This window comes from Poseidonibacter lekithochrous, assembly GCF_018861145.1.
GTDB classification, from domain to species: domain Bacteria; phylum Campylobacterota; class Campylobacteria; order Campylobacterales; family Arcobacteraceae; genus Poseidonibacter; species Poseidonibacter lekithochrous_A.
In genome coordinates this window covers 26,764-39,758 of sequence record NZ_JAHKQT010000031.1, presented here as the reverse complement: position 1 = coordinate 39,758, position 12,995 = coordinate 26,764, and the positions used below count along the sequence as shown (strand labels likewise).

The following is a 12,995-nucleotide window of genomic DNA, read 5'->3' as shown; positions in this document are numbered from 1 at the left end:
GGAGAGTATAAATGAGAAAAGAAATTATTGGAACACTAGCAACACTTACTGCAATATCGATTTTTACAGGTTGTGTAAATACTGAGCATCATGCAATGCATATGGCTACAGATGGTATGATTAAAGAACAAAGAGCAATGTTAGCAAAAAATACAGATGGTAAAGGATTTGGTCCTCAAGCTCCACGAGATATCGATTCTGTACTTGGTAAAAATACTAGAGCTTTTAATATTGCACCAGAATATTCAGAAATGAATCTTTGTAATATTCATTTCCATAAAAATGCAGAACATAAAGGTGGAGAGTTTACTACCTTTGCAGGAAATGGAGATGGTCATGGATATCAAAGTGGATATAAATTTAATGGTTCTTTAACTACAGCAGAATTACTTGCACCTAAAAATGAAATTTGTCCAAGTAAACATGGATCTTTAAATTCAGGTGATACTATTGAAGTTCATTATGTTCATTCTACTGCAAAAGTAAATCCTGGACCAACGTTAGGTTCTTGTTTAAGTGATTCTATTATGAATCCTCAATTAAGAGTTGAAACACAGGTATATGTATTAGTAAATGATAAAAATGCACTTGATTTTAATGAATTAACTAAATATGGTGTTAAAAATGGTTTAAATCAAGCTTTAAATATTCCAACAAATACAGGTACTCCAGTACAATATGCTGGTTCTACTACAGGTCCTGGATATAATGAAAAAGCTTCTCCTTTACAAGTATCTTGGAGTGTTAGACCAAAAGTTGCAAAAGTAAATATTAATACAGTTGGTCAGTGGTGTAAAGGTAATACATTTAAAGAAGATCATGCACATGGTGTGAGAAATCTTGTAATTAATCCTGCTTTACTTTCAAATATTAAATAATTTCTTATCATTTTTATTTTAGGTTTTCCTAAGATAAAAATGATAGTTTATTTCTAAACATTTATTTTATATCCAATACTATGAATATTTATTATTATTCCATTAGGTAATTTTCTTCTCAATTTTTTAAGTATTGTTTTAAGTGAATCTTCATGACTTTTTAAATACTCATCCCACACACTATATATAATTTTATCTATTGATAAAACTGAGTTTAAGTTATTCATAAATAAAGTAAAAATTAACTTTTCCTTATTAGTTAGATGAATTACTTTTCCATTACATGTAAGTTCTTCAGAATCGTAGTTCCATATATAACCATCTTTTAATATTTTATTTTTTAGAGCAGTTATTTTGAAGTTTGTTAATTCATCTATAACTTTTTCAAGTGATAATTTTAATGCTCTTCTTGAAATGGGTTTTACTAAATAATCTGTTAATTTCAATTTAGTTGCTTGTAATAAAAAATCTTTATCTTTGTGTGCTGTCAATACAATAGCTTTTGTTGTATGATCGTGTTGTCGTATCATTTGAAGTAAATCAAGTCCATTTATTTTTGGGATATTTATATCTATGATTAATATATTTGGTCTTTTTTCTTTATATATATTATACGCTTCTACTCCATCTGTAGCTTCATATACAAATTCAAACATAGTCTTTAGATATATTATATAATTTTTTCGGAGTATATTTTCATCTTCTATAAGTAAAATACTATAGTCATATTTAGTATTATTCATTATTTATCTCTTTTAAAATTTGTATACTAAAGCATACTCCCTTTTCATTATTTTTAAGTGTAAGTTTACCTTTCATTCCATCTTCTATAATCATTTTTGCCATATATAAACCTACTCCTCTTCCTTGCGATTTATGTTTTGTTGTGTAATAAGGTTCGAATACTCGTTCAAGTCTTTCTATATTAATTCCACCTGCATTATCTGATATTGATATAATATAAGTATTGTTTTCATCTTTAATATCTATTAATATTTTTGGATCTGGTATTTTTCTTATCATTAAAGCATCATTTGCATTACTAAGGATTATTACTAATACTTGTTGTAATTCCATAGGATATCCTATAGCCTTTAAGTCTTTATCTACATTAATTTCTACTTGGGTAAAATTAGAACAAAGAGTCCCTTTTATAATAGATATTGAGTTGTCAATAATCTCTCTTAAAAAAAAATCTATTTTTATTTTATCTTGATTAAAAAAGTTCTGAAAATTATCTATAGTATTAGACATATATTGAGTTAAATCTTCTATTTCTAACATTTTAGCTTCAATTATTTCATTTTGAAATTTTTTACTTTCAAGTACTGTATCTATAATTAAAATAGATGAATTTACTTGAGCGAGTGGTTGTCTCCATTGATGAGCTATATTTGCAATCATTTCGCCCATTTGTGCTAGTTTACTTTGCTCCATCATTATAAGTTGCTGTTTCTTATTTTTATCTATTTCATATTTAATCTTATCTTCTAAGTTAGTATTTACTTTTTTTAGCTCAGCTTTTGCATCTTGTAAATTTTTTTCAATATCTTTTCTTTTTTTAATCTCTTTACTTAATCTTTTATTAGAGAAATAAAAAACAATTATAATAAAACAAAATAGAAAAATTAAAATAGTTATTATTAAAAGTACCTTATTTAGGTCTATTTTACTAGGGTCATACATGGTTAAGTATTTATCTCTTATTTTAGATTTTTCAAAAGTTGTCCATGTTTTGAGTTCTTTATCAATAATAGATACAAGTTCACCCCAATCATTTCTAACGGCCATTGCATTTTTATGATTTGGTAATTCAGTTGGTGCTGCTACTTTTAAATTATTAAAATCATTTTCTTGGATAATAAAACTTCCTACAGTTAAATTACCAATAAAAGCGTCAGTTTTTCCTACTGCTACTGCCTCTAGTGAATCTTTTGTCGCCTGATTAGAATTTATTGGATAAAGTTTAATTTTTGGATATTTTTTTTCTAAGATTTTATATATTTCAAATTTATCTTGTACTGAGACTATTTTTTCACTTAAATCCTTAATTCCAGCAACAAAAGTGTAGTCTTTTCTTGTAAATATAACTCTAGGATGAGATAAATAAGGAAGAGTAAAAAGCATATCTTTTTTTCTTTCTTCTGTTGGATTTAAAGTAAGAAGTAAATCTATATTTCTTTTATCTTTAATTTCATTTAATACCTGTGAAAATGCATATTTATCTGTAGAGATAAACTCATATTTAATATTATATTTATTAAATATTTTGATAATATAATCTACTGAAATCCCTGAAGCTTTACCATTTTTATACATTTGAAAAGGAGGCCAGTTTGCAACTCTTACTTTTACTTTATAATCTTTATTTAGCCATTCTTTCTCTTTTTCATTTAAAATAGCAATCTTTGAGAATAAAATACTATTAAGTATAATTAAAACTATTAATATCTTCAATAAGCTTCCTTTTGATTTTTTCATTTTAATATTTTTATTTTGGTATTTTTATAACTACTTTGAGCTAAAAAAAAGAAAAGTTAATATATTATTGAGAATGATTACAATAAATAAAGAAACTACGAAACTATTAAGTTTTACAATCTTATCATTGCTATTTTTAGCTTTAAATTCTATTCTTTGTAAGGCTGCACTTGTAAATAACTATATTGATGCTTATTCTTTTACTTTTCTTAGACTCTTTTTTGGAGCACTTACTTTACTATCACTTTATTATTACAAAAATAAAAAAATTAACTTATCCTTAAAAACAAATTGGACTACATCTTTTATGCTTTTTATATATGCTATTTGTTTTTCATATTCATTCATGAATCTAGATGCAGGACTTGGGACCTTACTTTTATTTGGGGTTGTTCAAATTACTATGTTATTATCTTCTTTATTTTTAAAAGAAAAAATAAGCTTACAAAAAATCTTTGGAATGATCGTCGCTTTTTTTGGTTTAGTATATTTACTTTATCCTAAAGAAAGTTTTGACTTATCCTATATACATGTTTTTTGGATGGTTTTATCAGGTATAGCCTGGGCTTTTTATTCAATACTAGGTAAAAAATCTACAGATGCAATATCAAATACTATGGATAACTTTTTAAAAGCTACTTTTATAGGAATAGTTTTTTATTTTTTATTTAATATAAATACTTTACATTCTTCTTTAAATGGAGTTTTATTAGCCTTGCTTTCTGGAAGTTTAACATCAGCTATTGGTTATGTGGTTTGGTATAAAGTACTACCTCAAATGCAGATTATTACAGCTTCAGTAATTCAGCTATTTGTACCTATAATCTCGATTGTATTTAGTGTAATTTTCTTAAATGAGTTATTTACTTTTGATTTAGCACTTTCAACAGTTATTATATCTATTGGAATTTTACTATCAATATTTTCTAGAAAATAAATAAATTTATTTATTTCCCATATTGTTAACTCCTTTGAATGAATCTGACCATTTTAGTTTTTCAGGTAGACTTGTGTTGTTAGTTTTACTTTCCCCTGAATATAAAGCACTAAAGGCATTAGATTGCTTTTTACTAGGAGTTTTTTTTGTTAATAAGTAGCTAAATATTGCAATCATAATTAATATTATAAAAAAAAGTATTTTACCTAAATTACTTTTTTTAGGTTTTGCAGATCGATTGATTGATTTCATTTGCCGATTCTTACATAATTATGATGTGATTTTGTATTATTATCCATTTTATATAACTGCTCCTGAAGCTGCCATAATTTCTTTTCCTTCTTCACTAACCATATCATTTGTCCATCTTGGCTTAAATGTTATATGAACTTTTGCTTCATTTACTTCTTCAACAGCTTGTGTTACAAGTCTTACTTGCTCCATTATTGTTCCAGCAACAGGACATGCAGGGCTTGTTAAAGTCATCATTATAACACAGTATAAGCCTTCTTCTTTTTCTTCAAAATTTATTTCATATATTAATCCTAAATCATAAACATTTACAGGAATTTCAGGATCAAATACATTTTTTAGATTTTCTATTATCTTTTCTCTTATTTCCTCAAAATTGTAATTACTTGACATTTTAATCCTTTAAGCTTTTAGTGCATATTCTTTAATTTTTTTAATCATTCCAATAACTCCACTTTGTCTATTTGGTGTTATTATTTCACTTAAATTTAGTTCATGAACAATATCCATATCTATTTCTTGTAATTCTTCAATTGTAGAATCTGAAAATATTTGTAAAATCATATAAACTAAACCTTTTACGATTATTGCATCAGATGTTCCTTTAAAGATAAGTTTATTATCAACTTGTTCACATATTAACCAAACTTGTGAAGTACAACCATGTACTAAATTTGCAGGTATTTGATATTTTTCATCTAAAGGGTCTAGTTTTTTTCCTAAGTCAATAATATATTCATATTTTTGTAATTCATCTTCAAAAAATTCTAAATCTTCTTTTATATCTGTTACTCTTTTTTCAATACTCATTTTTAATCCTATTTTAATTCTCTAACATTTGTAAAGCTCTTTTTAGTGAGACAATTAGTTTATCAACATCACTATAATCATTATAAAAACTAATTGATACTCGTATTGTACCTTTAATATTAAGGTCTTTCATAATAGGTTGTGCACAATGATGACCAACTCTTAATGCTATTTTCATTTTGTCAACTAAAATACCAACATCATCATGAATAAGACCTTTAAAGTTAAAGCTTCTACTTCCAATTGAATCACTTATGTCATTATAAAATATAATATTTGGAAGTTTTTCTAACTCTTTATTTAAGTAGTTAAAAACATCTTTCTCTATAGCTTCTATATTTTCATAACCAATATGGTTTAGATACTTTAAAGCTTCTCCAAATCCTATTATTCCAGCTATATTTTGTGTTCCTGCTTCAAATTTAAAAGGTGCGTCCAATAGGGTTGATGAATTAAAATCAACTTGATCTATAGTTGCTCCTCCTGTTTGATAAGCTTTTACATCTTTTAAATATTTCTCTTTTATATAAATAGCTCCAACTCCTGTTGGTGCAAATGTTTTATGTCCTGAAATTGCAAAAAAATCTACATTTAGTTCTTGCATATCAACTTTCATATGAGCCAAACTTTGAGCTCCATCTATCATAACTACTGCATCATATTTATGAGCAATTGAAATAATTTGTTTAATATCATGTATTTTTCCAAAGGCATTTGATATATGTGTAATACTCACAAAAGATTTTGGATTTTCTTTTAATAAATCTTCAAAATGTTCCATATCAAAATCAAGGTTTTTATTGTACTTTACAACTTCAAGTCCCTTTCCTAAACTTCTTCCTTGTATATGCCAAGGCACGATATTTGAATGATGTTCAAGCGAAGATATTATTATTGTCTTAAAATCTTTTGCATAAGAGCTTGCAATAAAATTAATAGATTCAGTTACACCTTTTGTGAATATTATCTCTTCTTTATTTTTTGCATTTATAAACTCTTTTAATGTTTTTCTTGCATTTTCAAATTTAAGTGTTGCTTTGTTTGCATCACCAAAATTACTTCTATGTGTATTTGCACAATATTTTTCATAATACTCAACTTGCGAGGCAACTACTGCTTTTGGTTTTTGAGTAGTTGCTGCATTATCTAAATAGACTATGTCTGAGTTTTCAAAATATGTGAAATCTTTTTTAAACATAGTTTTTCCTTTTATATGAATCCATAAATTCTTTAATTAATTTATCATCAATATTATCATATATTTTACTTTCAAAAGCTTTTAAAAGTATTTCATATGCTAAGTTTTTATTTATTCCACGTGATTGTAAATATAATAATTGATCTTTATCTAAAGTTCCTGTTGTTGCACCATGACTAGCTTCAAGTTCATCTATTAAAATTTCTAAATGTGGCTGTGCATAAATAGTTGCATCATTTGAAAGTAAAATAGTATTTGAATTTTGAAATGCTTTAGTATAAAGTGCATTTTTATTTACTCTTGATAAAGCCTTGAAAACTGTACGAGAATGATCTTTTAATGAATGTTTAAAGTTTATATTACTTATTGAACTCTCCCCATTATGTACTGTTTTTATTACATTTGCTGTATTTGCTGAGTCATTAGATTTAACTAATGAATTTAACTCATAATCACAATTTTTATTATCTAATATATTTATAATATTATTGATAATTATTCCATTCCCATATTCAAAGTTTGTAATTTTACACTTTGAATTATCTTTTTGATCTATATCTAAATTAAAAAGCAAATAGTTTGCATCATTTATATCTTGAATTTTTGCATACTCTAAGTTTGCATTTTCATTTACTTCAAAAGATCTATTTACGCAATATGCACTATTTGTTGAAGTATTTGTAAAAACTTCAATCACAGATGCTTTTACATTCTCTTTAACTTCAACTTTTAAAGAGTTTGTAAAAAATGTTTCATCTTCATTTATTTTATGAATTAAACAAATTGGTTCTGGAGTATTAGCGTTTATTGTTAAAATCACTTGTTTATTATCTATATTTTTTGTTATCTCAAATAATGAATTTGCATATTCTTTTGTATCTTTTTTTACTTTCAGTCCTATAATATCTAAGTCATAGTTTTGAGTTTTTTTAAAATCATATGAAAATAGTTCTGCAAAATTTACTTTTATAAATTCTTCATCTTTTTTAGCAGGTAGAACTAACCCTTCAATATCATTTAGTCTCATCTTTAATTCCTATTCCTTCATAGCCTTTTTCATCTAGCTCTAAAGCAAGAGAGTAATCTCCTGTTTTTACAATTTGTCCGTCATTTAAAATATGAACAAAATCAGGTTTAATTAATTCTAATAATCTATCATAATGCGTAATCATAAGTACAGACTTTTTACCATCTAGCATTGCATTTACTACATTTGCAACTGTTTTAATAGCATCTACATCAAGACCTGAATCTATTTCATCTAACATAATTAAATCTGGATCAAGAAGTAGTAATTGAATTAATTCATTTCTCTTTTTTTCACCACCTGAAAAACCTTCATTTAAATCTCTTTGTAAAAGTTTTTTATCAAGGTTATATTTAGATGTTTGCTCTTTAATGATTTTTAAAAAATCCATAGTATCAATTTCATCTTGTCCTGCATATTTTCTTTTCTCATTTATTGCAGTTTTTAGAAAATAGCTATTGTTAACTCCTGGAACTTCAATAGGGTTTTGGAAACTCATAAAAATACCTTCATTAGCACGTTCTGAAACATCTAAATCTAATAAGTTTTTCTTTTTATATGTAATTGAACCTTCTGTTACAGTACAGTCATAATGAGCACTTAATGTTTTAACTAAAGTTGATTTCCCCGCTCCATTAATTCCCATTAAAGCATGAACTTCACCTTCTTTAATATTTAAGTTTAAGCCTTTTAAAATCTCTTTATCATTTATATTTACTTTTAAATCTTTTATTTCTAACATAATTTTTGTTTGCTGGTTAAATTAACCAACGCTCCCTTCTAATGATATATTTAATAATTCTTTTGCTTCAGCAGCAAATTCCATTGGTAACTCTTTTAATACTTCTTTACAGAAACCATTTACAATCATTGAAATGGCATTTTCTTCACTAATACCTCTTTGTGAGATATAAAAAAGTTGTTCATCTGAAATCTTTGAAGTTGTAGCTTCATGTTCAATAATTGCATCCATATTTCTCACTTCATGATATGGATAAGTATGCGCATTTGATGTGTTTCCAATTAGAAGTGAATCACATTCTGAAATATTACGTGCACCACTTGCATTTTTCCCAACACGAACTAATCCTCTATATGCATTTACTCCATGCATTGCTGAAATACCTTTTGAAATAATTGTTGATTTAGTATTTTTACCTAAGTGAACCATTTTTGTTCCAGTATCCGCTTGTTGCGATTTTGATGAAATAGCTACTGAATAAAATTCACCAACACTGTTATCACCTTTTAATATACATGATGGATATTTCCATGTTAAAGAAGAACCTGTTTCAACTTGTGTCCAAGATATTTTTGAGCTATCACCAAGACATAGTCCTCTTTTTGTTACAAAGTTTAAAATTCCACCTTTTCCATCTTTATCACCTGGATACCAGTTTTGAATAGTAGAATATTTTATTTGTGCATTATCAAGTGTTACTAGTTCAACAACTGCTGCGTGAAGTTGTCTTTCATCTCTAGTTGGTGCAGAACATCCTTCATTGTATGAAACATATGAATTCTCATCACATATAATAATTGTTCTCTCAAATTGTCCAGTATCTAAAGCATTAATTCTAAAGTACGTAGATAACTCCATTGGACATATAGTATTAGGTGGAACATAAACAAATGAACCATCTGTAAATACAGCCGAGTTTAAACATGCAAAATAATTATCAGTAACAGGTACAACAGATGCTAGATATTTTTTTAATAAATCTGGAAATCTATTTGCTGCTTCACTAACTGAACAAAAGATAATTCCTAATTCTTCTAATTCTGCTTGATAAGTTGTCTTAACTGAAACAGAATCAAATACGGCATCAACAGCTACAGTTTTAACACCCGCTAGTTGTTTTTGTTCTTCTAGGGGTATTCCTAGTTTTTCATAAGTTTTTAATATTTCTGGATCTACTTCATCTAAAGAGTCCAAAGCTTTTTTAGGTGCTGAATAGTATGCAATATCTTGATAATCTATTTTTGGATATTTTAAGTTTGCCCAAGAAGGCTCTTCCATTTTTAACCATTTATCATAAGCTTTAAGCCTAAAATCTAATAGCCAAGAAGGTTCTTCTTTTTTGGCAGATATTGCTTTTATAACATTTTCATTTAGTCCTTTAGGAAAAGTATCACTTTGTACTAAAGTCTCAAATCCTAATTTATATTCACTATTAATAACGTCATGAATGTGTTTATTCTCACTCATAATTGACTCCATAATTATTCAATTTTTTAAATAAGACATTAATTGTCCTATTTGAAATATAACAGTAATTAAATTAAACGAAACTTAAATAGGACAATATATATCCTATTTATAAGTTAAGTGTATAAAAAAGGTTATTTAATATCTTTTTCTAATCTATTTGTATAGTAAGAAATAGGATAGGTTAATAATAAATATCCAATTGCAAGAGGTATATAACTCTCTAGTGTTGAGTAGGTAATTGCATCAACTTCTTGTGCATTCATAGTAAATTCAGAAATTGCAATAATTGATAATAAAGATGAATCCTTAATAATAGAAGCAAACTGTCCAGTTAGTGATGGAAGCATTCTTTTAAAAGCTTGAGGAAAGATTATATATCTATATGTTTGGTAGTTTGACATTCCTAAACTTATACTTGTTTCATACTGTTCTTTATCAATTGATTGTAAAGCTGCTCTTATTATTTCAGATACATAAGCTCCTGAAAATATTGCAAGGATAAAGGTTCCTACTATATATCGGTTTTCAAAACCTAAATTATTTGCAAAAACATAGAAAAATATTAGAATTTGAACAAGCAAAGGTGTTCCTCTAATAATTTCAATATAAAATCTTGCAAAAAATCTTAAAATAATAAGTCTAGAGTTCTGAGCATAAGTAAAAAATAGACCTATTATAAAACTTAAAATTAGAGCAAAAAAAGAAATAGTAATGGTCATTAAAAAACCATTGATAAATTTTTGTTTATATTCGTAAACATGTTCCCAATTAAAGTCATAAGAAATATTTGCAAACATAAAATAAACAGGTGTAACTATGATTATACTTAAAAAGATAAAATTGAAAAAATAAACTCCCCATGAAAGGGAGTTGTTTTCTTTATAAGTTAATTCATTTATAAATAATTTTTTTATTTTAAAGATAGTAATTCCCTAGAAAAAGAAAGGTATATTTAATTCATCAAAAGTAGCTTTTGCTTCAGATAAATGTTTTTTTGCAAATTTAGCAAAGGTACCATCAGCTTTTGCTTTTTTGATAAATTCATCAACTTTTTCTTTTAACTCAACATCTTTTTTGTTTAATGCAACACCCCAGTATTCAAAATCTTTTTGAAAAGACTTTAAAAGAGCAACAGTTGTATCTTTATGTTGAACATAATTTTTATAAATTGTTAATTGGTCATATAAAAAACCATCTACTTTTCCTTGAACTACTTCAAGAACACAAGCATTTTCTTTATCAAATACTAAGATATCTGCATTTTTAAAGTTTTTGCTTACGTAAACATGTCCCGTAGAACCTTTTTTAACTGCAACTTTTTTCCCTTTTTTATCTAAATCATCAATACTTGAAACTCCAGAATTTTTATTAGCTAAAATTGCAAGTGAAGATTGCGCATAAGGAATTGAGAAATTAATAGATCTTTGTCTTTCTTTTGTAATTGTCATAGACGAAATAATTAAATCAATTCTTCCTGTTTTTAAAGATGGAATTAAACCACTCCATGCTGTGTTTTCAATAACAACTTCTCGTCCTAAATATTCACCAAGTGCTTTTGCAAAATCAACTGAAACACCTTGAGGAACACCATCTTTATCACTCATTTCAAATGGTGGATATGCTAATTCCATACCAACTGTTAAAACTTTTTTGTCTTCTTTAGTATCTGCAACTGCTAAAGTAAGAGATATTAATGTAAACATTAATGTGAATAATATTTTTTTCATTATGTACCTTTTGTTAATTTTATAATATTATTCCATACTAAACTTAACATTACTTTATTAATGGTCTATTTATTTATAAAAATTCCACTATAATATTCCGAAAATTTGTGATAAATTTAATAATTAAGATTCTGAAATCTTAATTAAGACAATTTTTATCCTATTTGCACTAAAATACGAAAATCAATTAAGAAAAAGTATTTAAAAGTAAAAAATAGAAAATATTAAACTAATAGGAATATAGAATATGATGGAAGTTTATTTAGATAATAACGCAACTACAATGGTAGACCCAAAAGTTTTCGAAGAAATGAAACCATTTTTTTGTGAGATTTACGGAAACCCTAACTCACTTCATAAATTTGGGGCAGGAACTCATCCTAAAATGGTTGAAGCTTTAGATTTCTTATATGAAGGAATTAATGCAGCTGATGAAGATGATATTATCATCACAGGAAATGCAACTGAAAGTAATAATACAGTAATTAAAGGTATTTGGGTTGATAAGATTTTAAATGGTGATAAAAATCATATCATTACTAGTGAAGTTGAACATCCAGCAATAACAGCAGCCTGTAAATTCTTAGAAACACAAGGTGTTAAAGTAACTTATTTACCTGTAAATGAAGATGGTGTTTTAGAAGCATCTTTAGTTAGAGATAATATTACAGAAGAAACGGCTTTAGTTACAATTATGTGGGCAAATAATGAAACAGGTAAAATCTTTCCAATTAAAGAGATTGGATTAATCTGTAAAACAACTGGTGTTGCTTTTCACTCTGATGCTACACAAGCTATTGGGAAATTTCCAGTTGATGTTCAAGATTGTAATCTGAACTACATAAGTTTTTCTGCACATAAATTCCATGGACCAAAAGGTGTTGGTGGATTATATGTTAAAAAAGGTTCTGAATTAACTCCATTACTTCATGGTGGTGAACAAATGGGTGGAAATAGAGCTGGTACTGTTGATGTTGCATCAATGGTTGGAATGGGATGGGCTATGCATTTAGCAACATCTACTATGGCTTTAGCTTATGAAAAAAATCACGTAAGTAAATTAAGAGATAAATTAGAAGCAGCAATTTTAGAATTACCAGAAACTATTGTAATTGGTGGAAAAGACAATAGAACTCCGAATACAACATTAATTTCTATTAGAGGTGTTGAAGGTGAATCTATGTTATGGGATTTAAATCAGAATGGTATTGGAGCTTCAACTGGAAGTGCATGTGCTAGTGAAGATTTAGAAGCAAATCCTGTTATGAATGCATTTGGTAGTGATAGTGAATTAGCTCATACAGGTGTACGATTCTCATTAAGTAGATTTAATACAGAAGAACAAATTGATTATGCAATTGAAGTAGTTAAAAATGCTGTTACAAGATTAAGAGCACTTTCAAGTTCGTATGCATATGCGCCAGAATCGCATAAGTCAGCTTTATAAAAATAAAAGAATAATAAAAAGGAAAA

The 12,995-nt window shown here is 26.9% G+C and carries 14 protein-coding genes; 3 read left to right on the top strand and 11 right to left on the bottom strand.

Features of this window, described 5'->3' with window-relative positions; genetic code table 11:
• Positions 1-11 precede the first annotated feature (11 nt).
• Entirely contained in the window at positions 12-878 is an 867-nt protein-coding gene (locus KO488_RS11540; RefSeq protein WP_216058967.1) for a delta-class carbonic anhydrase, read from the top strand.
• A gap of 53 nt (positions 879-931) precedes the next feature.
• Here the strand turns inward: KO488_RS11540 and KO488_RS11535 are convergent, their stop codons facing one another.
• Together KO488_RS11535 and KO488_RS11530 are read right to left on the bottom strand one after the other, a co-directional pair.
• Positions 932-1,621: a response regulator transcription factor gene (locus KO488_RS11535; protein ID WP_216058966.1), complete on the bottom strand. Its 690-nt coding sequence runs from the start codon at positions 1,619-1,621 to the stop codon at positions 932-934.
• A complete protein-coding gene (locus tag KO488_RS11530; RefSeq protein ID WP_216058965.1) occupies positions 1,614-3,335 on the bottom strand; it encodes an ATP-binding protein in 1,722 nt (573 codons plus the stop codon). The genes KO488_RS11535 and KO488_RS11530 overlap by 8 nt, the downstream gene beginning before the upstream one ends.
• 97 nt (positions 3,336-3,432) lie before the next feature.
• Between KO488_RS11530 and KO488_RS11525 the strand changes: the two genes are divergently transcribed.
• Positions 3,433-4,296 (top strand): DMT family transporter, encoded by an 864-nt coding sequence (locus tag KO488_RS11525; protein WP_216058983.1) that lies wholly within the window; start codon positions 3,433-3,435, stop codon positions 4,294-4,296.
• A 6-nt stretch (positions 4,297-4,302) separates the two neighbouring features.
• On the opposite strand, the gene KO488_RS11520 is transcribed toward KO488_RS11525, so the two are convergent.
• The 9 genes from KO488_RS11520 to KO488_RS11480 form a co-directional block, all read right to left on the bottom strand.
• Positions 4,303-4,548: a hypothetical protein gene (locus KO488_RS11520; RefSeq protein WP_216058964.1), complete on the bottom strand. Its 246-nt coding sequence runs from the start codon at positions 4,546-4,548 to the stop codon at positions 4,303-4,305.
• A gap of 48 nt (positions 4,549-4,596) precedes the next feature.
• The gene (locus tag KO488_RS11515) at positions 4,597-4,941 is read right to left on the bottom strand and encodes a metal-sulfur cluster assembly factor (protein ID WP_216058963.1); all 345 of its coding nucleotides are present in this window, start codon (positions 4,939-4,941) and stop codon (positions 4,597-4,599) included.
• 9 nt (positions 4,942-4,950) lie between these two features.
• The gene (locus KO488_RS11510) at positions 4,951-5,358 is read right to left on the bottom strand and encodes a SufE family protein (RefSeq protein ID WP_216058962.1); all 408 of its coding nucleotides are present in this window, start codon (positions 5,356-5,358) and stop codon (positions 4,951-4,953) included.
• Positions 5,359-5,371: 13 nt separating this feature from the next.
• Positions 5,372-6,556 (bottom strand): cysteine desulfurase, encoded by a 1,185-nt coding sequence (locus KO488_RS11505; protein ID WP_216058961.1) that lies wholly within the window; start codon positions 6,554-6,556, stop codon positions 5,372-5,374.
• Positions 6,549-7,583, bottom strand: coding sequence for a SufD family Fe-S cluster assembly protein (locus KO488_RS11500; protein ID WP_216058960.1), 1,035 nt, complete (start codon positions 7,581-7,583; stop codon positions 6,549-6,551). Before KO488_RS11500 ends, KO488_RS11505 begins: the two co-directional genes overlap by 8 nt.
• Complete coding sequence (sufC, locus tag KO488_RS11495) at positions 7,570-8,325, bottom strand: Fe-S cluster assembly ATPase SufC (protein ID WP_216058959.1); 756 nt, start codon at positions 8,323-8,325, stop codon at positions 7,570-7,572. Before sufC ends, KO488_RS11500 begins: the two co-directional genes overlap by 14 nt.
• 21 nt (positions 8,326-8,346) lie before the next feature.
• On the bottom strand, positions 8,347-9,792 hold the full coding sequence (gene sufB / locus KO488_RS11490; RefSeq protein ID WP_216058958.1) for a Fe-S cluster assembly protein SufB: 1,446 nt from the start codon (positions 9,790-9,792) through the stop codon (positions 8,347-8,349).
• 134 nt (positions 9,793-9,926) lie between these two features.
• Positions 9,927-10,592, bottom strand: coding sequence for an amino acid ABC transporter permease (locus KO488_RS11485; protein ID WP_228319155.1), 666 nt, complete (start codon positions 10,590-10,592; stop codon positions 9,927-9,929).
• 135 nt (positions 10,593-10,727) lie between these two features.
• Positions 10,728-11,522: a transporter substrate-binding domain-containing protein gene (locus tag KO488_RS11480; protein ID WP_216058957.1), complete on the bottom strand. Its 795-nt coding sequence runs from the start codon at positions 11,520-11,522 to the stop codon at positions 10,728-10,730.
• 250 nt (positions 11,523-11,772) lie between these two features.
• Between KO488_RS11480 and KO488_RS11475 the strand changes: the two genes are divergently transcribed.
• Positions 11,773-12,969 carry a NifS family cysteine desulfurase gene (locus KO488_RS11475; RefSeq protein WP_216058981.1) on the top strand — a complete coding sequence of 399 codons (1,197 nt, stop codon included), beginning with the start codon at positions 11,773-11,775 and terminating at the stop codon, positions 12,967-12,969.
• Positions 12,970-12,995 lie beyond the last annotated feature (26 nt).